15 protein-coding genes are annotated in these 22811 nt (G+C 67.3%); 8 read left to right on the top strand and 7 right to left on the bottom strand.

Features of this window, described 5'->3' with window-relative positions:
* Position 1: 1 nt before the first annotated feature.
* The 3 genes from G6N33_RS19360 to G6N33_RS19350 are packed head-to-tail and all read right to left on the bottom strand — an operon-like array spanning position 2 to position 3053.
* Positions 2-1045, bottom strand: coding sequence for an LLM class flavin-dependent oxidoreductase (locus G6N33_RS19360; protein WP_044507456.1), 1044 nt, complete (start codon positions 1043-1045; stop codon positions 2-4).
* 38 nt (positions 1046-1083) lie between these two features.
* A complete protein-coding gene (locus G6N33_RS19355) occupies positions 1084-2214 on the bottom strand; it encodes an FAD-binding protein (RefSeq protein WP_044507457.1) in 1131 nt (376 codons plus the stop codon).
* Positions 2211-3053, bottom strand: coding sequence for a uracil-DNA glycosylase (locus G6N33_RS19350; protein WP_044507458.1), 843 nt, complete (start codon positions 3051-3053; stop codon positions 2211-2213). The genes G6N33_RS19355 and G6N33_RS19350 overlap by 4 nt, the downstream gene beginning before the upstream one ends.
* A gap of 87 nt (positions 3054-3140) precedes the next feature.
* On the opposite strand from G6N33_RS19350, the gene G6N33_RS19345 reads away from it, so the two are divergent.
* The 4 genes from G6N33_RS19345 to G6N33_RS19330 all read left to right on the top strand — a co-directional run bounded on the left by G6N33_RS19345 (position 3141) and on the right by G6N33_RS19330 (position 7678).
* The gene (locus tag G6N33_RS19345; protein WP_044507459.1) at positions 3141-4388 is read left to right on the top strand and encodes an MFS transporter; all 1248 of its coding nucleotides are present in this window, start codon (positions 3141-3143) and stop codon (positions 4386-4388) included.
* Positions 4389-4403: 15 nt separating this feature from the next.
* Positions 4404-5777, top strand: coding sequence for an FAD-binding oxidoreductase (locus G6N33_RS19340; RefSeq protein ID WP_044512184.1), 1374 nt, complete (start codon positions 4404-4406; stop codon positions 5775-5777).
* Positions 5778-5852: 75 nt separating this feature from the next.
* Positions 5853-7097 (top strand): cytochrome P450, encoded by a 1245-nt coding sequence (locus G6N33_RS19335; protein ID WP_163771597.1) that lies wholly within the window; start codon positions 5853-5855, stop codon positions 7095-7097.
* On the top strand, positions 7097-7678 hold the full coding sequence (locus tag G6N33_RS19330) for a TetR/AcrR family transcriptional regulator (RefSeq protein ID WP_044507462.1): 582 nt from the start codon (positions 7097-7099) through the stop codon (positions 7676-7678). The genes G6N33_RS19335 and G6N33_RS19330 overlap by 1 nt, the downstream gene beginning before the upstream one ends.
* Before the next feature lie 23 nt (positions 7679-7701).
* Here the strand turns inward: G6N33_RS19330 and G6N33_RS19325 are convergent, their stop codons facing one another.
* The 3 genes from G6N33_RS19325 to G6N33_RS19315 form a co-directional block, all read right to left on the bottom strand.
* The gene (locus G6N33_RS19325) at positions 7702-8418 is read right to left on the bottom strand and encodes a siderophore-interacting protein (RefSeq protein WP_044507464.1); all 717 of its coding nucleotides are present in this window, start codon (positions 8416-8418) and stop codon (positions 7702-7704) included.
* 64 nt (positions 8419-8482) lie between these two features.
* Positions 8483-9622 (bottom strand): acyltransferase family protein, encoded by a 1140-nt coding sequence (locus tag G6N33_RS19320; RefSeq protein ID WP_044507466.1) that lies wholly within the window; start codon positions 9620-9622, stop codon positions 8483-8485.
* A complete protein-coding gene (locus G6N33_RS19315) occupies positions 9619-11337 on the bottom strand; it encodes a DEAD/DEAH box helicase (RefSeq protein ID WP_044507467.1) in 1719 nt (572 codons plus the stop codon). Before G6N33_RS19315 ends, G6N33_RS19320 begins: the two co-directional genes overlap by 4 nt.
* A 319-nt stretch (positions 11338-11656) precedes the next feature.
* On the opposite strand from G6N33_RS19315, the gene G6N33_RS19310 reads away from it, so the two are divergent.
* Positions 11657-12229: an LppP/LprE family lipoprotein gene (locus tag G6N33_RS19310; RefSeq protein WP_044512186.1), complete on the top strand. Its 573-nt coding sequence runs from the start codon at positions 11657-11659 to the stop codon at positions 12227-12229.
* A gap of 56 nt (positions 12230-12285) precedes the next feature.
* Positions 12286-15690, top strand: coding sequence for a TM0106 family RecB-like putative nuclease (locus G6N33_RS19305; protein WP_044507469.1), 3405 nt, complete (start codon positions 12286-12288; stop codon positions 15688-15690).
* A gap of 18 nt (positions 15691-15708) precedes the next feature.
* On the opposite strand, the gene G6N33_RS19300 is transcribed toward G6N33_RS19305, so the two are convergent.
* Positions 15709-17685 carry an MFS transporter gene (locus G6N33_RS19300; RefSeq protein ID WP_044507471.1) on the bottom strand — a complete coding sequence of 659 codons (1977 nt, stop codon included), beginning with the start codon at positions 17683-17685 and terminating at the stop codon, positions 15709-15711.
* A gap of 261 nt (positions 17686-17946) precedes the next feature.
* On the opposite strand from G6N33_RS19300, the gene G6N33_RS19295 reads away from it, so the two are divergent.
* The gene (locus tag G6N33_RS19295; RefSeq protein WP_044507472.1) at positions 17947-18735 is read left to right on the top strand and encodes a hypothetical protein; all 789 of its coding nucleotides are present in this window, start codon (positions 17947-17949) and stop codon (positions 18733-18735) included.
* A 185-nt stretch (positions 18736-18920) separates the two neighbouring features.
* Positions 18921-22631 (top strand): multifunctional oxoglutarate decarboxylase/oxoglutarate dehydrogenase thiamine pyrophosphate-binding subunit/dihydrolipoyllysine-residue succinyltransferase subunit, encoded by a 3711-nt coding sequence (locus G6N33_RS19290; RefSeq protein ID WP_163771595.1) that lies wholly within the window; start codon positions 18921-18923, stop codon positions 22629-22631.
* Positions 22632-22811 lie beyond the last annotated feature (180 nt).

Here is a 22811-nt window from a genome sequence, read left to right as displayed (position 1 = left end):
GTTAGAACAATTCCTTGGCCAGCAGCTCCAGCGTCGTGACCCGTCCCGGCGCGGTGGCCGGCTCGGTCCCTGTTCGGGCGGAGGCGACCGGGTTCACCATCACCTCGTCGACCTCGAGCCGCTCGGCGAGGCTGCGCACCTGGTCGGCCGCCTCGGCGGGGGTGCCGAGCACCGCACGCCGCAGCCCGCTTGCCACGATCTGTTCTTGCTGCGGCGTCAGCTCGGCGACCTGGGCCTCCTCCACCAACGGCACCGGCCCCAGCGGCGCACCGGTCCGCAGCCGCGCCATCATCTGCAGGTTCGGCAGCATCAAAGCCGTTGCCTCGTCGCGTGTTTCGGCCACCGTAGCGTTTACCGTCAAAAACGTGACGGGCTCAGGGGTCAGTGCGCTGGGCACGAACCGGGAGCGGTAGACCTCGAGCGCCTCTTCGGTTCCGTTGCCGGAGAAGTGATGTGCGAACACATAGGGCAACCCTTTGGCCGCAGCCAGATGCGCCGAATACAGCGACGAGCCCAGCAGCCACAGCCGCGGTTCGCCGGCCGCGGCCGGGGTGGCCTTGAGTCGGTAGTCGCCGGTGCGCAGCGGGATCGACACCCCGCGCGCGCTCATCAACGCGGCCACGTCGTCGAGGTACTCGGGAAAATTCTCGACGTCTCGATCCTGCTCGGCCGCCGAGCGGGCACCGCGCAGCGCGTACGACGTGACGGGATCGGATCCGGGTGCGCGGCCGATGCCAAGGTCGATGCGGCCGGGCGCGGCGGCTTCCAGCAATGCGAACTGCTCGGCGACCGCCAGCGGCGCGTGGTTGGGCAGCATCACGCCGCCGGATCCCAGTCGCAGTCGCGACGTCTGCGCGGCCAGGTAGGCCAGTACCACCGGCGGGCTGGTGGCCCCCACCGACGGCATGTTGTGGTGTTCGGCGACCCAGTAGCGGGTAAAGCCCAGCCGGTCGGCAGCCTGCGCCAGCTGCACGGTGGCCGCCAGCGCGTCTGCGCTCGATTGGTCGGTGCGCACCGGGACGAGGTCAAGGACGGAAAGACGCACGACCTGGACAACGCTCCCGGACGGGGGAACGTTCCCGATCAGTAGTTGCTGAGCGCGAGCGAGTTCACGATGGCCTCGAACTGCTCCTGGGAGATCGGCGCGCCGCCAGGAATGTTGTCGGTGGCCAGGAATTGGGTGCGCTCGGTGTAGCCGTGGAAGCGCTTGAAATAGTTCGTGAACGCCACGCCGTGGTCGACCCAGTCGCCCTGCGTCGCGCGTTTGAGTTCGCCGCCCAGGATGTAGGCGCCCAGCAGCGCGACGCTGGTGCCCTGGCCCGACAATGGCGAGCAGCAATACGCGGCATCACCCACCAACGCAACCCGGCCGATCGACCAGTGATCCATCACGATCTGGGCCATCTCGTCGAAGTAGAAGTCCGGCGCGCTGCGCATGAAGTTCAGCAGCTGCGGACGCACCCAGCCGTCGTCGGCCATCCGCTGCTCAACCTCGGCGTACTGCGCGTCAATATCGCGGTAGTCGATTCGCAGTTCGGTGTCCATGAACCCCAACATGGCGCGCGCCTCGGTGTTGTGCCGGGCGCTGTACACCCCGGCCATCGTGGTGTCGCCGTAGTGCCATTTCTGCCAGAAGTCCAGGTCCAGGAAGTTGGGCACCGTGAAGATCGCGGCGTACGTGCCCAACCTCTTGATGAACCGCTCCTCCGGACCGAAAACCAGCCGGCGCACGTTGGAGTGCAGGCCGTCGGCGCCGATCACCAAGTCGAAGCTGCGGGCCGGTGAGCGTTCGAAAGTGACGTCGACGGCGGCCCCGCGGTTGTCCAACCCGGCGATGGTGTCGTCGAAAAGGTACTCGGTGTCCGGCTGCGTTGCGCCGTAAAGCAATTCGACCAGGTCGTCGCGCAGCAGCTCGATGTCGGGACTGTCGATGGGACCGCCGGTGGGTGTCGACTCGGTGTCCCGGGAGAGCTCATTGCCGTCGCGGTCGACAACGGAAGACCCGCGGATGCCGGTCTTGCGGTCGGCGGCCGCACTCAGCAATCCCATCCGGTCGAGCACCGTCAGCGCCGGGCCGCGCACGTCGATCGCCTGCCCGCCCGGGCGCAGCCCCGGATGCCGCTCCACCACCGTGACCGAAAAGCCGTGCTTTCCAAGCCAATATGCCAATGTGGTACCGGCGACGCTGGCCCCGGAAATCAATATTTCGGTCACCGGATCCCTGCCAGCTTCTTCGCCTCAATGAAGATGTCGTCGAGCATTGCGGGCGTAAGCCTACCGGTGAACATGTTTTGCTGACTCGGGTGGTAGCACCCGAGCAGGCGCACACCGGACGGCAGCATGGCAACGATGCCGTGGCCGAACCGCGGCTTGGGCCCCGCCCGCAACGCTTGCATTTCCGGGGCCCCTTCCGGGGCGCCGGGTAGTCGCAGCGCGATCTGCCAGCCGAACCCGCCCAGCGCCACGACCACGCGGACGTGCTCGCGGACCAGCCGCCATTCGGATTCCAGCCACGGCCAGCAGGTGTCGCGTTCCACCGGGGTGGGCACGTTGGCCGGTGGCGCGCACCGAACCGGCGCGGAGATGCGAATCTGCTTGGTTCGCAAGCCGTCCGCGGCGTCCACGCTGGTCGGTTGGTTCACCAGCCCGGCTCGGTACAACGCGGCGTAGAGCTGGTCGCCGGACCGGTCACCGGTGAACATGCGTCCAGTTCGGTTGGCGCCGTGGGCCGCCGGCGCCAACCCCACGATGAAGATCCGCGGCCGCTGCGATCCCCAACCCGGTACCGGCCGGCCCCAATACGGTTGGTCGGCAAACGCGCGACGCTTGATGACGGCAACATCCTCACGCCAGGTGACCAGGCGGGGGCAGGCCCGGCACACGCTGACCACGGCATCCAGTTCCGGCACCGAACCGGCGGCCCCGGCCAGCGCCCGAACCTGCGCCGCGTCGGCCGCCGCGGCGGTCAGTGGCGTGGCCGGATCACCGGGCCACCCGCTGCCCGGGGGCACCGGTGACTCGAACGCGACGCCGGTGTTCGGATGAACAAGCACCTAGACATCCTGCATTCACCCTGCCGTGACGACGAAATTCGGTGGTTGCGGCCCCGCTTTTGCGGTTAGATTTCCCCGGCGATAGTCATGACACCTTCCAGCCGAGTTCCGACGCTACTGATCCTGTTCGCCACGCTGGCGGCGACGGCGGGTGCCGGCATTTCGTTGGTCGCCTTCCCCTGGTTGGCGCTGCAGCACCACGGCAACGCGCGCGACGCATCGATCGTGGCCGTCGCGATGACGCTGCCGCTGGTCGGATCCACCCTGATCGCGGGCACCGCCGTTGACTTCTTCGGGCGTCGCCGGGTTTCGCTGATCTCCGACACGCTGTCCGGCGCCGCCGTGGCCACCGTCCCCCTCCTCGGCTGGTGCATCGGCACAGACACGCTCAACGTCGCCGCGCTCGCGGCGCTGGCCTGCTGCTCGGCGGCCTTCGACCCGGCCGGGACCACCGCCCGCCAGTCGATGCTGCCCGAGGCATCGGCCCGCGCCGGCTGGTCGCTCGATCGCACCAACAGCGTCTACGAAGCCGTTCTGAACCTGGCCTACATCGTGGGACCTGGGATCGGCGGTCTGATGATCGCCGCGGTCGGCGGCGTCAACACGATGTGGCTGACGGCGGGCTGCTTCGGGTTGTCGTTCCTCGCGATCGGCGCACTGCGGCTCCAGGGCACCGACACGCCGCATCCCACCACCCGACCCGACGGGCTGGTGTCCGGCGTCGCCGAAGGCCTGCGATTCGTCTGGAACGTGCGGGTGCTGCGCACGCTCGGGCTGATCGACCTGGTGGTGACTGCCCTGTATCTGCCGATGGAAAGCGTGTTGTTTCCCAAGTACTTCAGCGACCATAACCAGCCCGCACAGTTGGGCTGGGCGCTCATGGCGCTGGGGATCGGCGGTGTGGTCGGTGCGCTGGGCTACGCCGCCCTGTCGAAGTACACCCGCAGGCGCACGGCGGTGCTGACCGCGACCCTCACCTTGGGCGCCGCCTCGGTGGGCATCGCGTTCCTGCCACCGCTGCGGGTGATCCTGGCGCTGTGTGCGGTGACCGGGTTGGTCTACGGGCCGATCCAGCCCATCTACAACTACGTAATGCAGACGCGGGCGCCGCAGCATCTGCGGGGCCGGGTTGTCGGGGTGATGACCGGGCTCACATTCGCCGCGGGCCCGGTGGGACTGTTGGTGGCCGGACCGCTCGCCGACACCGCCGGGCTGCGGGCGACGTTCCTGACGCTGGCGGTCCCCATCCTGCTGGTCGGCCTGGTCGCGTGCGGGCTGCCGTCGCTGCGCGAGCTCGACCGCGAAGCCGAGTTTGCTGAAGGTTCCGCACCGTAAAATCGGTCCGTGAGTATCACAGTCAACGCAGACATCTTGGCCGACCTGATCGCCAGCCTGCCCGAGGGGGTGGTGGTCACCGATCCGGCGATCACGGATGGCTACCGACACGATCGGGCCTTCGACCCCTCCGCGGGCACACCCCTCGCCGTGGTCCGGCCGCGCCGCACCGAAGAAGTACAGACGGTGATGCGTTGGGCCACTGCGCACAAGGTGCCCGTCGTGCCCCGGGGAGCCGGCACCGGCCTGTCCGGCGGAGCCACCGCGCTGGCGAACGGGATCGTGTTGTCGACGGAGAAGATGCGCGACATCACCGTCGATCCCGTCACCCGCACCGCGGTATGCCAGCCCGGCCTGCTCAACGCCGAGGTGAAGAAAGCGGTCGCCCAATACGGCCTGTGGTATCCGCCCGACCCGTCGTCGTACGAAATTTGCAGCATCGGCGGCAACATCGCGACCAACGCGGGCGGCATCTGCTGCGTAAAGTACGGCGTGACAACCGATTACGTGCTGGGCCTGCAGGTGGTGCTGGCCGACGGCACCGCCATTCGGCTGGGCGGCGCACGCCTTAAGGATGTCGCGGGGCTGAGCCTGACGAAGCTGTTCGTCGGCAGCGAAGGCACGCTGGGCATCGTCACGGAGGTGACGCTAAGGCTGCTGCCCGCCCAGAACACGTCCAGCGTCGTGGTGGCCACGTTCGCGTCGCTGGAAGCGGCGGTCGATGCGGTGCTCGGGGTCACCGCGCGGCTGCGACCGTCGATGCTGGAATTCATGGACCAGGTGTCGATCAATGCCGTCGAGGACACCCTGCGCATGGACCTCGACCGCAACGCCGCCGCGATGCTGGTGGCCGGCTCCGACGAGCGCGGCCGGACAGGCAACGAGGACGCCGAGCTGATCGCGGCTGTGTTCGCTGAGAACAAGGCAACGGACGTTTTCAGCACCAGCGATCCGGATGAGGGCGAGGCGTTCGTCGCCGCACGACGGTTCTGTATCCCCGCGGTCGAGGCCAAGGGTTCGCTGTTGCTCGAAGACGTCGGGGTGCCGTTGCCCGCCCTGGGCAGCCTGGTCACCGGAGTTGCGGACATTGCCGAACACCACGACCTGATGATCTCGGTGATCGCGCACGCGGGCGACGGCAACACGCACCCGTTGATCGTTTACGACGCAGCCGACGCCGAGATGACCGCGCGCGCCAACCTCGCGTTCGGCGAGATCATGCAGCTGGCTATCGGGTTGGGTGGCACGATCACCGGTGAACATGGGGTCGGCCGGCTGAAGCGGCCGTGGCTGGACGGTTATCTGGGACCCGACGTGATGATGCTGAATCAGCGCATCAAGCAGGCGCTCGACCCGCTGGGCATCCTCAACCCCGGGTCGGCGATCTAGTTCCCCAGGCGTTCGGCGGGCGCCCGCTGGCGATGGGCAGTTGACATCGTACGGTTGATGTCGTACCAATGAGACATGACTCCGGTTATGTCTCACAGCGCGCCGGTCATCTTCCGGCTGGCCACCGCCGAAACCTGGGCCGCACCATGGCCGATGTACCGCGCCCTGCGCGACCACGATCCGGTGCACCACGTGGTGCCCCCGAAGCATCCCGAGCACGATTACTACGTGCTGTCCCGGCACGCCGACGTGTGGTCGGCGGCCCGGGACCACGACACGTTCTCCTCGGCGCAGGGACTGACGGTCAACTACGGCGACTTGGAAATGATTGGGCTGCAAGATAATCCCCCATTCGTCATGCAGGATCCCCCGTCACACACCGAATTTCGTAAACTGGTCTCGCGCGGTTTCACGCCCCGCCAGGTCGAGGCGATCGAGCCCAGGGTCCGCCGGTTCGTCGTGCAGCGCATCGAGAAGCTGCGCGCCGACGGTGGCGGCGATATCGTGGCCGAGCTCTTCAAGCCGCTGCCTTCGATGGTGGTCGCCCATTACCTTGGTGTGCCCGAAGAGGATTGGGACCAATTCGACGGGTGGACCCAGGCCATCGTCGCGGCCAACACCGCCGACGGCGGCGTTGCGGGCGCGCCGGAAACCGCCGGTGACGCGGTCGGCACGATGATGGCCTACTTCACCGAGCTGATCCAGCGTCGGCGGACCTGCCCCGCCGACGACACCATCTCGCACCTGGTCGGCGCCGGAGTGGGCGGCACCGACAGCGACGTCTCCGGGACGCTATCGATTCTGGCATTCACCTTCACGATGGTCACCGGCGGCAACGACACCGTGACGGGCATGCTGGGCGGTTCGATGCCGCTGCTGCACGAGCGGCCCGACCAGCGAAAGCTGCTGGCGGACAATCCAGGACTGATCGGTGATGCGGTCGAGGAGCTGTTGCGGCTGACCTCGCCGGTGCAGGGACTGGCCCGCACTGCCACCCACGACGTGACGATCGGCGACACCACCATCGCGGCCGGTCGCCGAGTGCTGCTGCTGTACGGGTCGGCCAACCGCGACGAACGCCAATACGGACCGGACGCCGAGGAACTGAACGTCACCCGGCGTCCTCGCAACATCCTGACCTTCAGCCACGGCGCCCATCACTGCCTCGGCGCAGCCGCCGCCCGGATGCAGTCCCGCGTCGCGCTGACCGAATTACTGTCCCGCTGCCCGGATTTCGACGTGGACGAGAAGTCCGTCGTGTGGGCGGGCGGCAGCTATGTGCGCCGCCCGCTGTCGGTACCGATCACCGTGAACGCCTGATGCCAAGCAACGACTGGCTCGCCACGAGCCGCAGCGAAGCAGCTGTCGACCGAATCCTCGACGCGGCCGAACAGCTGTACACCCGGCGCGATTCCGATGCCATCGGTATGAATGAAATCGCAAGGGCTGCAGGCTGTTCCCGTGCGACACTGTACCGGTATTTCGACAACCGCGAGGCGCTGCGCACCGCGTACATACACCGGGAGACACGCCGGCTGGGCCGGGAGATCGCCGCGCGCACCGCCACCGTCGAGGACTCACGGGAACGACTGATCGAGAGCATTCTCGTCACTTTGGCGATGGTGCGGGATAGCCCCGCGCTGTCGTCCTGGTTCGCCGCCACTCGCCTCCCGGTCGCCGGTGAGCTGGCCGGAGAATCCGACGTGATCGCGGCGCTGGCCACGGCGTTCCTGCACTCGCTGGGGCCCGACGATCCCGCCCTGCTGCAACGCCGGGCCCGGTGGACGGTCCGGGTGATCATCTCGCTGCTGATGTTTCCGGGTCGCGACGCCGACGAGGAGCGGGCGATGATCGAGGAATTTCTCGTCCCGATCATCGCCCCGGCAAGCGCCCGCCGCTAGCTAGCGGCCATCCCCTCCGCGGTTCAGGCCACCCAATAGGCCTGCGCCTTAATGGATTTCCGTGGGATACCGAAGTCCTCCCGTAGTGCCCGGGCAACCGAGCGGGTAGTGCGACTGTCGCAGGCCACCCAGCCGAAATGGTCGCCGGCGTCGAAGGCAGCCGTCCGGACCGCATCCAGTAACCCCTGTCCGCCGTTCGTGCGCGGCACCCAGGTGATGTCGGCGCCCGGCGTCACCGGCAGGTCGCGGTCCTCCTCGCGAGCGGCCTCCAAGAACACGTGTGCCGGCGCATCATCGATTGCAGCGAGCAGCGAGTTGATCGCCGGCAACGACGCACAGTCCCCGACAACGACGTAGCCGGCCGGAGCTGGATCCGGTATCGCGAACCTGCTGCCCAATACCGTCGCCTCGACGGTGTCACCGGGTTGGGCCGCGGCCGCCCATCGCGATGCAATGCCGTCGTGCAGGGCGAACTCGACGCTGACGGTGTCGGCGGCCGGGTCGGGGTCAACCAGCGTGTAGCCACGCTGGTGCAGCTTGTCGCCGTCGGCGAACCACAATCGGATCCACATGGTCGGGTGCACATCGTGGTGTGCGAGCAGTCTGCCGGCCTGGAAATCGAGCCGCAGATAATGCGGGCCGATCTCGCGGCGGCCGGTGACGGTGAGCCGGTAATCCCCCGCGCCCATCAACCTCAGCACCGCTCCCGCCCAGCCCCGGGACGCCCGCTGTTCGCCCATCGCGCTGACACCTCCCTAGCCGTCCAATGAAGTTAGGTTAGGGTAACCTTTCTTGCGCTGTCAATCAGCCGGCGACTCGGGTGAAGCGGTGCAGTAACCACGCCGGCGGGATCGTCACCAGCAGCGTCGCGACGAACAAATACAGCATGGGACCCGTATAGACGTGGGCCCGAACGATGTACACCATGGCGAACTCCATGGTCACCAGATGGATCAGGAAGATCTCGTAGGAGATCTCGCCGAGCCACACCATCGGACGGCTGGCCAGCAGCTGCGCGTACCAACCGCGGTTCCCCAGTGCCAACGGCGCCACCGCCAGGGTGGCGATCACGGCGTAGAAGACGGTTTTGACGACCGCCTCCATCATCGAGGCCGGCGACGTCGTGGGTGCGCCCCCGATCGGGGTGGCGACGATGAAATAGCAGACGATGGCCAGGGGTATCGCCGCGAACGCGTAGCAGCGCACGTCCATCGCTTCCAACACCGCCAACAACATGCCGCCCAGAAACCAGGCCAGGTAGGTCGGCAGCCACAGCCGCGCGCCGTCGGGAAACCAGTGATCGGTGTGCACCAAGACCAGCCAAGCCGGACTGATCAGGGCGAGCGCCAGCACGGTGCCCACCACCCGGCGCGGCTCCCAGCGCCGTCGACTGATCAGCACGAGCAGCAGGTAGGCCAGGAAAGGCAGGACGAGGTAGAACGACGCCTCCACCGCCAGGCTCCACATCTGTGTCAGGCCCTGATGCAGGTACTTGCCGAGGTAACCGTCGGTGTAGATCTGCGTCAGGGTCAGATTGCGAACCAGACCGAGCCAGGAGTGTCCGGGATTCGGTCCGGCCTCGCGGAAGTGGTACAGGACATAGGCGAACAACACCGTGATGACATAGGCCGGCATGATGCGCCGAACCCGATGCCGCGCATAGCGACTCACCGACGGGGCGGGACCGCCCCGGACGGCCGCCTTCACCCAGGGACGAAACAACAGGAAGCCGGACAACACGAAGAAGATCGGCACGCCGATCTCCATCCGGGCGCCGACCAGGCCCCAGTAGCCGTGCGTGTACTTGCCGGTGGTGTAGGCCGCGTGGGTGCCGACCACGAGGATGGCGGCCACCGCGCGGATGCCCGTCAAGGAGGCCACCCTGTCGACGTGCGAGACCTGCTCGAGTCCGCCCTGGGCGTCCCGCTCGTCGGAGAGGGTCATTCGGCGTCTCTTCGGCGCGGTTTTGCACCGCCGCGCCGGGACTTGTCCGACGACTTGCCGGACCCGAGATCTGGCCGAAGGTCGATCAGGACGCCCGAGATGCGGGTGCGTTCGAGCTTTTTCAGCGTCGCGCGCGGCAACTTCGCGGGCAGCTCGACCAGCGAGAAATCCGGACCGATGGTGATGTGGCCGAAATCGCTGCGATGCAGTCCGCCTTCGTTGGCGATGGCGCCGACGATCGCCCCGGGCCCGATCTTGTGACGCTTGCCCACGGCAATCCGATAAGTCTGGAACGACCGTGTGCCCCTTGATTTTTCGGGTCGTTCCCGACGATCGCCATCGCGGTCGGGCAGCTCGCGGCGCCGAGGCGGCGGTTCGGGCGCCATCAGGAACTCTTCGCCGTCACGCGACTGCACCGCCAACGCGGCGGCGATGTCGGCCATCGGGACGTTGTGTTCGCGTTCGTAGTCCTGCACCAGCTTGCGGAACAGGTCAAGCCCCGGGCTGCCCAGCGCGCCGGTGATGGAGTCGGCGAATTTCGCCATCCGTTGCGCGTTGACGTCTTCGACGGTGGGCAATTCGGCTTCGGTCAGCGTTTGCCGCGTCGCCCTCTCGATCGCCTTGAGCAGATGGCGTTCCCGCGGGGAGACGAACAACACCGCGGTACCCGAACGACCGGCACGGCCGGTGCGCCCGATGCGGTGGACATACGACTCGGTGTCGTGCGGAATGTCGTAGTTGAGCACGTGCGATATGCGTTCGACATCCAGGCCCCGAGCCGCGACGTCAGTGGCGACCAAGATGTCGATGCCGCCGTCTCGCAGTGCGGCGATGGTGCGCTCGCGCTGCGCCTGCGCGATGTCTCCGTTGATGGCGGCCGCCGAAAACCCTCGTGCCCTGAGCTTTTCGGCGACTTCTTCGGTCGCCTGCTTGGTGCGGACGAAGATGATCATCGCCTCGAACGGCTCGACTTCCAGGATGCGGGTCAGTGCGTCCATCTTGCGTGGCCCGGCCACCTGAATGTAGCGCTGCGAAATGTTCTCGGCGGTAGCGGTTTTCGCCTTGGACGTGACCTCGAACGGGTCGTGCAGGTACTTGGCGCTCAGCTTGCGAATCGCCGGAGGCATGGTCGCCGAGAACAGGGCCACCTGTTTGTATTCCGGTGTTTCGGAAAGAATGCGCTCGACATCCTCGGCGAAACCCATGGCGAGCATCTCGTCGGCCTCGTCGAGCACCAGGTAGTCGACCCGAGACAGGTCGAGGGTGCCGCGTTCGAGGTGGTCGATGACGCGTCCGGGCGTGCCGACCACCACTTGGGCGCCGCGCCGCAGTCCGGCCAGTTGCACGGTGTAGGACGAGCCGCCGTAGATCGGCAGCACGTTGATCTGCGGGAGGTGGGCGCCGTAGCGTCCGAACGCCTCGGCGACCTGCAGGGCCAGCTCGCGGGTGGGCGCCAGCACCAAAGCCTGGGTCGCCTTGCTGGTCACGTCGATCTTGGACAGGATCGGGATCGCAAAGGCCGCGGTCTTGCCGGTTCCCGTCTGCGCCAGCCCTACGACGTCCGAGCCCGCCATCAGCGCTGGGATCGTCGCCCCCTGGATCCCGGTCGGCGATTCGTATCCGACGTCCGCGATGGCCCGCAAGACGCAGGGGTGGATCTGCAGGTCGGCAAACGACGTAGCGGCCGCGTCAGGCGAGCCGTCGGGGACTGTCATCGTGCATGCAGTTTAGTGGTGATCGCGAGCCCAGCGCAGCAGGGCGCAGCGGGTCACCACCATCGAGCCCAGTGGTGATCGCGAGCCCAGCGCAACAGGGCGCAGCGGGTCACCACCATCGAGCCCAGTGGTGACCGCGAGCCCAGCGCAGCAGGGCGCAGCGGGTCACCACCATCGAGCCCAGTGGTGATCGCGAGCCCAGCGCAGCAGGGCGCAGCGGGTCACCACCATCCAGCCCAGTGGTGATCGCGTGAATTGCCGCGCGGCACGCGGAGTGCCTGTCCCACCCGTGCGCGCCATCCCGGTACGGTGGCGCGATGTGTGGTGCCTACCCTGCCGTGCCGAGCCGCTGACCGCTGGCGTCCTGATCGCCATGACGTTGTCCGGCTGCGGTTCGGGGGACTCGACGGTCGCGAAGACACCCCAAGCCACGACGACGGCAACCGCGTCGATCACCGCTCCCGCCACACCCATCCCGGCCGCATCCCCGGCAACCAGCACACCGGCCGACCCGTGCGCGGTCAACCTGACCTCACCCACCATCGCCAAGGTGGTCTCCGACCTGCCGCGTGATCCGCGCAGCCAGCAGGCCTGGAACCCCGAGCCGCTAGCCGGCAATTACAACCAGTGCGCCCAGCTTTCGGCAGTGATCGTCAAGGCCAACACCAACGAAGCCAATCCGACCACCAGGGCGGTGCTGTTTCATCTCGGACAGTTCATCCCGCAGGGTGTGCCGGATACATACGGATTCAACGGCATCGACGTGTCGCAGACCACCGGCGACACGGTGGCGTTGACCTACCCCAGCGGGATCGCGGGGTTGAACAGCAGTGTGCGATTCCATTGGAACGGCAACTCCGTCGAGCTGATCGGCAATACCGCCGGCCGCTGACCGTGGGCACGCCGCGACGGGCCGCACTGTCGGTGCTCTCCCCTACAGTGGCTGCTGTGTTCGTCACCGGCGACAGCATCGTCTACAGCGCGTCGGACCTGGCCGCCGCGGCCCGATGCGAATACGCGCTGCTCCGGGAATTCGATGCGAAGCTCGGCTGGGGCCCTGCCGTCTCCGTGGAAGACGAACTGCTGGCCCGCACCGCCACGCTGGGTGACGAACACGAACACCGCGAACTGGACCGGCTGCGCGAGCAGTTCCCCGACGGCGTCGCGGTCATCGGGCGCCCGGCTTACACCCTCGCCGGGCTGACCGCCGCCGCCGCCGCGACGCGGCGTGCCATCGCCGACCGCGCACCGGTGGTGTACCAGGCCGCGATGTTCGACGGTCGCTTCGTCGGGTTCGCCGACTTCCTGGTCCGTGACGGTGAGCGGTACCGCCTCGTCGACACCAAGCTGGCCCGCTCCCCCAAAGTCACCGCGTTGTTGCAGCTGGCGGCCTACGCCGACGCGCTGACCAGCATGGGCGTGTCCGTCGCCGACGAAGCCGAACTGCGGCTCGGCGACGGCTCGGTGATGCGCTATCGCGTCGGCGACCTCATTCCCGTGTTCCGCTCCCAGCGCGCGCTTCTGCAGCGGCTGCTCGACGAACACTACGTCGGCGGCACGGCGGTGAGCTGGGACGACGTGGCGGTGCGGGCATGTTTTCGCTGCGCCTTGTGCACCGAACAAGTTCGAGCCACCGACGATCTCCTGATGGTCGCCGGCATGCGGATCAGCCAGCGCAACACGATCATCGACGCCGGGATTACCACGGTGGCCCAGCTTGCCGAGTACCGTGGACCGGTACCCGGCCTGGCCACCAGCGCGCTTGACAAGTTGATCGCTCAGGCGAGACTTCAAGTCCTGCAACGTGATACCGGCAGTCCTCAGTTCGAGATCGTCGATCCCCAGCCGCTAGCCCTGCTGCCGGAACCCGACCCGGGTGACCTGTTCTTCGATTTCGAGGGCGACCCGCTGTGGACCGCCGACGGCCACGACTGGGGTCTGGAATACCTGTTCGGCGTACTGGATGCCGACGCCAAATTCCAGCCGCTGTGGGCACACAACCGCGCGGACGAACGCAAGGCGCTGATCGACTTTTTGCGACTGGTGGCCAAGCGGCGCAAACGTCACCCGAACATGCACATCTACCACTACGCACCGTATGAGAAGACCGCCCTGCTCCGACTGGCCGGCCGCTACGGCATTGGGGAGGATCAGGTCGACGAGTTGCTGCGATGCGGGGTGCTGGTGGACCTATACCCGTTGGTGCGCAAGAGCATTCGAGTGGGCGCGGAGTCGTCTAGCCTCAAGGCGCTCGAACCGCTGTACATGGGGGCACAGCTGCGCGACGGCGATGTCACCACCGCCGCGGACTCGATCACCTCCTACGCCAAATACTGCGAGCTGCGCGCCGCGGGCCACATTGACGATGCGCGCACCGTGCTCAAGGATATCGAGGACTACAACCACTACGACTGTCGGTCGACGCGAGAACTGCGCAACTGGTTGCTGGTGCGCGCCTGGGAATCCGGCGTCACACCCATTGGCGCCCAACAGGTTCCCGACGGCAACACGGTCGACGACCACGACCAGCTGGCGACGCGGCTGGCCGCGTTCGCCGGTGACGCTGCGGTCGGCCAGCGCACGCCGGATCAGGTCGCGGTCGCGCTGGTGAGTGCGGCGCGCGGCTACCATCGCCGCGAGGACAAGCCCTTCTGGTGGGCACATTTCGATCGGCTGAACTTCCCGGTCGACGAATGGGCGGACAACACAGATGTTTTCGTAGCCGAGACAACCGCAGTGAGCGTCGACTGGCACACTCCTCCGCGTGCCCGCAAGCCGCAGCGACGAGTCACGTTGCACGGCGAACTGGCCCGCGGCGACCTGATGACGGAGGTGTTCGCGCTGTACGACCCGCCCGCCCCACCGAGCATGTGCGACAGCCCCGATCGGCGGGCTGCCGGCCGGGCCGCGGTGGTCGAGGTGGACGATCCCGCCGTGCCCGCCGAAGTCGTTATCGTGGAGCGAGTGGGCAGCGACGGCAACACCTTTCACCAACTGCCGTTCGCGCTGACGCCGGGGCCACCCATCGCCACGACCGCGCTGCGCGAGTCGATCGAATCGACCGCAGCCGCCGTGGCGGCCGGGCTGCCGCAACTACCCCGCACCGCGATCATCGACGTCCTGCTGCGCCGCGCACCGCGCACCCGCAGTCGCGGCGCGCTGCCACGCAGCTGCGACACCATCGCCGACATCACCACGGCGGTGCTCGATCTCGACTCGTCCTACCTGGCGGTGCACGGGCCGCCCGGAACCGGGAAGACCTACACCGCCGCGCACGTGATCACCCGCCTGGTCACCGAGCACAACTGGCGCATCGGTGTCGTCGCGCAGTCGCATGCGACGGTGGAGAACCTGCTGACCGCGGTGGTCGACGCCGGTCTGGAATCCGACCGGGTCGCAAAGAAGAAATACGACCACCGCGCGGCGCGCTGGCAGCAGATCGACAGCAGCGAGTACGGCGCGTTTATCTCCGCCTCGCCTGGCTGTGTAATCGGCGGCACTGCTTGGGATTTCGCAAATGCCACTCGGGTGACACCGGGCAGCCTGGATCTGCTCGTGATCGACGAGGCGGGCCAATTCTGTTTGGCCAACACCATTGCGGTGGCACCGGCGGCCGCGAACCTGCTGCTGCTCGGCGATCCGCAGCAGCTTCCGCAGGTGAGTCAGGGCACCCATCCCGAGCCGGTCGACACGTCGGCGCTCGACTGGCTGGTCGACGGCCAGCGCACCCTGCCCGACACGCGCGGATACTTCCTGGACCGCTCCTACCGAATGCATCCCGCGGTGTGCGCGGCGGTGTCCGAGCTGGCCTATGAAGGGCGGCTGCACTCCCACGACGAATGCACCGCCGCACGTCGGCTCGACGGATTCCAGCCCGGCGTACGGACGCTTTCCGTCAGGCACCAAGGCAATTCGATCGAAAGCCCCGAGGAGGCCGACGCGATCGTCGACCAGATCCGGCGACTGCTCGGATCGTACTGGACCGACGAGTACGGCACCAGGCCGCTGTCCGCCTCGGACGTGCTGGTGCTGGCGCCGTACAACGCCCAGGTGTCGCTGATACGCCGGCGGCTGACCGCCGCACGTCTGGACGCAGTCCGGGTCGGCACCGTGGACAAATTCCAAGGCGGGCAGGCACCGGTCGTCTTCATCTCCATGACGGCATCCTCGATCGAGGAAGTACCGCGCGGAATCGCCTTCCTACTCAACAGAAACAGGCTCAACGTGGCGGTCAGCAGGGCGCAGTACGCCGCGATCATCGTGCGCTCGGAGCTGCTCACCGAGTACCTGCCCACCACCCCCGACGGCCTGCTGGAGTTGGGCGCCTTCCTGAAGCTGACCGCCACCGATTGAGGGCGGCGCTGGTTCTGGCTACCTGCTGGCGTGGCGACCGTAGCTGGTGGAATCGTCGTCGGGGCCCCACGCGTGGTGCTGCCCGCCCCGCCCGCCGGGGCCCGATGAGTGAAATCCCATCGCGCCGTTGACCCGTCGCCCGGTGGCCATCCGATCGCCGCCGACGGCGGGGCCGGACAGATGCGGCGGCAGCTCGACGACGGGGCGCGCATGCGCGCCCCGATGGGCGCGGGAACCGTTGTAGGCGAAGGCCGTTGGGGTCGACGATGACAAGCCGTCGCCGGGGCGCCGGGGCGCGATCGGCCCACGGAGTGCGCTCGGCTGCAGGTCCGGCTCCCGGCACAGGATCAGTTCGACGTAGGCGTCATCGTCCTCGCCCTCGTCCTCCTCGCCATCGCCCTCGTCATCGCGGTCATGGCGATCGTCTGCCGGTGCTACCCCGCCGAACCCGGCCCGGGCCGCCAGCGCGGGCACAAACCCGAGCAAAAACAGTGCGGCCGCGATCCCGAACAGTGCGATGAACGCGGGCAGCAGCATCGATTGCGACATCGCGGCCGCGAACGGCTCGCGCACGAAGTCGGGCAGTTGCAACAGCGTCCCGCCGGTGTCCGCATCTTGCGACGTCGCGTACGGCGGCATCTGCGCACCGATCCGCCAGGTCATGAACGCGGCCATGGTGGCGCTGCCCAGCACCGCGCCGAGTTGGCGGACCTCGTTGTAAACCGCTGAGCCGGTGCCGGCCAGATCCGGCGGCAGATTACGGGTCGCGGTGGCCGTCAGCGGCGACCACACGAACGCCATGCCGACACCCACCGCGCCGAAGAGCAACACCAGCCGCCAGATCGGCGTGTCCGGCGACATGTCGAAGGAAAGCCACGTCAGCGCGATCGCGAGCACCGAGAAGCCGAACCCGATTACGGGCCGCGGGTGATAGCGGTCGACGATGCGCCCAACAAACGGCGCAAGCCCGCCGTTCGCGATAGCCATCGGGGCGATCAGCAGCGCCGAAAGCGTCGGCGACAGCCCGCACACCGACTGGGTATAGAAGGTCAGCGGCAGCATCATCGCCGTGGCCACGAAGGAGGTGACGGCGACGCCGACATTGCACAGACTGAAATCGCGGTCGGCGAACACCTCCAGCGGGATCAGCGGCTCCCGGGTGTTCATCGACTGCCAGTAGACGAACACCGAGAAGAATCCGGCACCGGCGACGATCGTCGCCCAGATCCACGGCTGCCAGTGCGCGGCCTGTCCCTGCTGCAGACCGAACACGATCAAGAACATGCCGACCCCGGACAGGCCGACGCCGACCAGATCCAACCGGTGCCCCTGCGTGGGTAGCGCAGGGACCAGCCGCGCCGCCAACACCAGCCCGAGGACGCCGATCGGGACGTTGACGAAAAAGATCCATTGCCAACCCAGTCCGTCCACCAGGACACCGCCGGCCAGCGGGCCCACCAGGCTGGCGACACCGGCGGTGGCCCCCCACAAGCTGACCGCCACACCGCGCCGCTCCGGCGGGAAGATGCGGGTGATGGTCGACAACGTCTGCGGTGTGAGCACCCCGGCGCCGATCCCTTGCACCACCCGGGCCGCGATCAGCATGCCCGCGCTGCCGGACAACCCACACCACAGCGAGGCGATGGTGAACACCACCAAGCCGATCAGATAAAGGTTCTTTGTGCCGAACCGGTCACCAAGCCGGCCCGCCACCAGCAACACCACGGCGTAGCCGAGCAGGTAGGCGCTCGTCACCCAGACGACCGCGTCGTACCCGATGTGCAGGTCGGCCATGATGGTCGGGTTCGCGATGGCAACGATGGTCGCATCGACCATGATCATGAAGAAGCCGATCATCATCGCCCATAGCGCGTGCCACGGATTCCCGCCGTTCACCAGGCCCGACAGGATGAACTTCCGGACCCCGACCCCCTCGGTACGAGTCGGGCCCGCGCGCCGGGCGTGCCCGGACGACCCGGGCCTGGCCGTGGTCATGCACTCACCTCGCTTCAGCGCCCGGTGGCCGGCCCGACCGTGAGCAGGCGAGCTACCGCACGCGCACAGTGTGTCCCCACCGCAACCGGCGACCGCCCGTGTCGCCACCGACCTGTGTTCAGCCCGCATTATTCCGGTGGGGCAGCTCGTTGCACACCACCGGGCCACCCGGGTCGGGGAGGCGGCGCGGCGATTACCGCCGCCCCACGTGCAGCAAACTGGCGTTAGCCTGGCAAGAACGGCAGTTGCAAGAGAGGCACTATGCGCGCGCGACGCAATCGATCAGTGATGAAAGCCCTCCGACGATCGGACCCGGCGCCGGATGCCGCGCCGTCCGGCGACTCCGGTCGCCCCAGGGCTTCCACCCGGGCGTTGGCGCGGGTGATCGAGCGCAGCGCGCATGTCCAGGGCCCGGTCGCGGAGGCCTATGTGGCCCGGTTGCGGCGCGCCTACCCCGGCGCGAGTCCCGCCGAGATCGTCACCCAGCTGGAAAAGCGGTACCTCGCGGCGTTGACCGCCAGCGGCGCGGCGGTGGGTTCGGCGGCGACATTCCCGGGCATCGGGACTGTGGCGGCGCTGTCCGCGGGCGCCGGCGAGACCGTGCTCTTCCTCGAGGCCACTGCGGTGTTCGTGCTGGCCAACGCCGTGATTTACGGCATTCCCGCCGATCACCGGGAGCGCCGCCGCGCGCTAGTGCTGTCGGTCCTGGTCGGTGACGACAGCAGGCGCGCCCTTGGCGAGCTGATCGGTCCCGGCCGCACCAACGGCGGCTGGCTGGCCGAGGGCATGGCCTCGCTGCCGCTGTCGACCCTGGGCCGAGTGAACACGCAGATGCTGAAGTACTTCGTCAAGCGCTATGCGGTGCGCCGGGGTGCGTTGATGTTCGGCAAGATGCTGCCGGTCGGCATCGGTGCCGCGATCGGCGGCGCCGGCAATCGCATCATCGGCAAAAAGATCGTCCGCAATGCCCGCCACGCGTTCGGGGCCCCGCCGTCCCGGTGGCCGAATACTTTGCTCGTGTTGCCGTCAGTTCACGAGGCCGGCCGGTAGCCGTCCGGCCGGTTACACCTTCTCGCTGGCGAAATGCCGACGAAGGGTTAGCCTTTATGGGGCGGCGAGGTTCATGCCGCCCCCGGTGTGAGGTACCTCGCTAACGGAGGTGCGCCAGACTCGCAGGCGCTGGGCAACGATGCTTACCAGCCTGCAGGACACGAGAATTGAGGCGAACAGCGGCCGTGAGCAACATGAGTTCACCGTTCGGGCAGAACGAGTGGCTGGTCGAGGAAATGTACCGCAAATTCCGCGACGACCCGTCGTCGGTGGATCCCAGCTGGCACGAGTTCCTCGTTGACTACAACCCCGAGTCGACGGCCGCTTCGGCGCCGCAGCCTTCCAGCCCCGGTGACGGACGTGCCGCCCCGCCCGCCGCAGCGGCCAAGCCCGTCGCGGTCGCCGAACCCGCAACCACCCCGGCCGCACCCGCGAGCACCGCTGCGGCGGCCAACGGCGCCGCGCCCGCCGCTACCCCTTCCACTAAGGCGCCCGCCCCGACGCCCGCCGAGGGCGACGAGCTGCAGGTGCTGCGCGGCGCCGCCGCCGCCGTCGTCAAGAACATGTCGGCATCCCTGGACGTGCCGACGGCTACCAGCGTCCGGGCCATTCCAGCCAAGCTGATGATCGACAACCGCATCGTCATCAACAACCAGCTCAAGCGCACCCGCGGCGGCAAGGTCTCCTTCACGCACCTGCTGGGCTACGCCCTGGTGCAGGCGGTCAAACAGTTCCCGAACATGAACCGCCACTACGCCGAGATCGACGGCAAACCGACCGCGATCACCCCGGCGCATACCAACCTCGGGCTGGCCATCGACCTGCAGGGCAAAGACGGCAAACGCTCCCTGGTGGTGGCCGGGATCAAAAAGTGCGAGACCATGCGGTTCGCGGAGTTCGTCTCCGCCTACGAGGACATCGTGCGCCGGGCCCGCGACGGAAAGTTGACCGCGGAAGACTTTGCCGGAGTGACGATTTCGTTGACGAACCCGGGCACCATCGGCACCGTGCACTCCGTGCCGCGGTTGATGGCCGGCCAAGGCGCGATCATCGGGGTCGGCGCGATGGAGTACCCGGCCGAATTCCAGGGCGCCAGCGAGGAACGCATCGCCGAGCTCGGCATCGGCAAATTGATCACCCTGACCTCCACCTACGACCACCGCATCATTCAGGGCGCGGAGTCCGGCGACTTCCTGCGCACCATCCACGAAATGCTGCTGTCGGACCACTTCTGGGACGAAATCTTCCGAGAGCTCGGCAACCCGTACCTGCCGGTGCGGTGGAGCACCGACAACCCTGACTCGATCGTCGACAAGAACGCTCGGGTGATGGAATTGATTGCGGCATACCGTAACCGCGGCCACCTGATGGCAGACATCGACCCGCTGCGCTTGGACGGCAACCGATTCCGCAGCCACCCGGATCTGGAAATCCTCAATCACGGCCTGACCCTGTGGGATTTGGACCGCGAATTCAAGGTCAACGGCTTCGCCGGCTGCCAGCACAAAAAGCTGCGCGACGTGCTGGGCTTGTTACGGGATGCCTACTGCCGCCACATCGGCGTCGAGTACACCCACATCCTCGAGCCTGAGCAGCAGCAGTGGCTCGAGGAGCGGATCGAGACCAAACACGTCAAACCGACTGTGGCAGAACAAAAATACATCCTCAGTCGACTGAACGCCGCCGAAGCCTTCGAGACCTTTCTACAGACCAAATACGTTGGGCAGAAGCGCTTCTCGCTGGAAGGCGCCGAAAGTGTCATCCCGATGATGGACGCGGCGATCGACCAGTGCGCCGAGCACGGCCTGGACGAAGTCGTCATCGCCATGCCGCATCGCGGCCGACTCAATGTGCTGGCCAACATCGTCGGCAAGCCCTACTCGCAGATCTTCTCCGAATTCGAGGGCAACCTCAATCCGTCGCAGGCCCACGGCTCCGGTGACGTCAAGTACCATCTCGGCGCCACGGGCGTGTACTTACAAATGTTCGGCGACAACGACATTCGTGTATCGCTGACGGCCAACCCGTCGCACCTCGAGGCCGTCGACCCGGTGCTGGAGGGATTGGTCCGGGCCAAGGAGGACCTGCTCGACAAGGGCGACGGCGAGGAAGGTTTCTCGGTGGTGCCGATGATGCTGCACGGCGACGCCGCCTTCGCCGGCCAGGGTGTGGTCGCCGAGACGCTGAACATGGCACTACTGCCGGGGTACCGCGTCGGTGGCACCATCCACGTGATCGTCAACAACCAGATCGGCTTCACCACCGCGCCGGAGTACTCCCGATCCAGTGAATACTGCACCGACGTCGCCAAGATGATCGGCGCACCGATCTTCCACGTCAACGGCGACGACCCCGAAGCCTGCACGTGGGTGGCCCGGCTGGCGGTGGACTTCCGGCAGAAATTCAAGAAGGACGTCGTCATCGACATGCTGTGCTACCGCCGCCGCGGGCACAACGAGGGCGACGACCCGTCGATGACCAACCCCTACATGTACGACGTCGTCGACACCAAGCGCGGCGCCCGCAAGAGCTACACCGAGGCCCTGATTGGCCGCGGTGACATCTCGATGAAGGAAGCCGAAGACGCGCTGCGCGACTACCAGGGCCAGCTGGAGCGGGTGTTCAACGAGGTCCGCGATCTGGAGAAACACGGCGTGCGACCCAGTGCGTCCGTGGAATCCGACCAGCTGGTGCCGGCGGGGCTGTCGACCGCCGTCGACAAGGCGCTGCTGGCGCGCATCGGCGACGCATTCCTGGCGGTGCCGGAGGGATTTTCGGTCCACCCGCGGGTGCTGCCCGTGCTCGAGAAGCGCCGGGAGATGGCCTACGAAGGCAAGATCGACTGGGCCTTCGGCGAGCTGTTGGCGCTGGGATCGCTGGTCGCCGAGGGCAAGCTGGTGCGGCTGTCCGGACAGGACACCCGGCGCGGCACGTTCTCGCAACGGCATGCGGTGATCATCGACCGCCACACCGGCAAGGAATTCACGCCGCTGCAGTTGTTGGCGACCAACCTGGACGGCAGCCCGACCGGGGGCAAGTTCCTGGTCTACGACTCGCCGCTGTCGGAGTACGCCGCGGTCGGCTTCGAATACGGCTACACCGTGGGCAACCCGGACGCGCTGGTGTTGTGGGAGGCGCAGTTCGGCGACTTCGTCAACGGCGCGCAGTCGATCATTGACGAGTTCATCAGCTCCGGCGAGGCCAAGTGGGGCCAGTTGTCCAACGTGGTGTTGCTGCTGCCACACGGCCACGAGGGACAGGGACCCGACCACACGTCAGGCCGGATCGAACGGTTCCTGCAACTGTGGGCGGAGGGATCGATGACGATCGCCATGCCGTCGACGCCGTCGAACTACTTCCACCTGCTGCGCCGGCACGCGCTGGACGGTATTCAGCGTCCCCTGATCGTCTTCACGCCGAAGTCGATGCTGCGCAACAAGGCGGCCGTCAGCGACATCCGGGACTTCACCGAGCTGAAGTTCCGCTCGGTGCTGGAAGAGCCCACCTACGAAGACGGCATCGGCGATCGCAGTACGGTCGGCCGCGTCCTGCTGACCAGCGGGAAACTGTATTACGAGCTGGCGGCACGCAAAGCCAAGGACAACCGCGACGACGTCGCGATCGTGCGCATCGAGCAGCTCGCGCCACTACCCAAGCGCCGGCTGGGCGAGACCCTGGACCGTTACCCGAACGCCCGCGAGTTCTTCTGGGTGCAGGAGGAACCAGCCAATCAGGGTGCGTGGCCGCGCTTCGGCCTGGAGCTGCCCGAGTTGCTGCCGGAGAAGTTGACCGGGATCAAGCGCATCTCGCGGCGGGCCATGTCGGCACCCTCCTCGGGCTCGTCCAAGGTGCACGCCGTCGAGCAGCAGGAGATACTCGATATCGCGTTCGGCTAGCCCGGCGACGGCGAGCGCCCCACGGCGCGAGCAAGGAGCCGGGCAATTGGCGCGAGCCCGGCGACGGCGAGCGCCCCACGGCGCGAGCAAGGAGCCGGGCAATTGGCGCGAGCCCGGCGACGGCGAGCGCCCCACGGCGCGAGCAAGGAGCCGGGCAATTGGCGCGAGCCCGGCGACGGC

Source organism: Mycobacterium simiae, assembly GCF_010727605.1.
GTDB classification, from domain to species: domain Bacteria; phylum Actinomycetota; class Actinomycetes; order Mycobacteriales; family Mycobacteriaceae; genus Mycobacterium; species Mycobacterium simiae.
The sequence above is the reverse complement of the archived record's forward strand: the minus strand, read 5'-3'. Positions and strand labels throughout refer to the sequence as shown.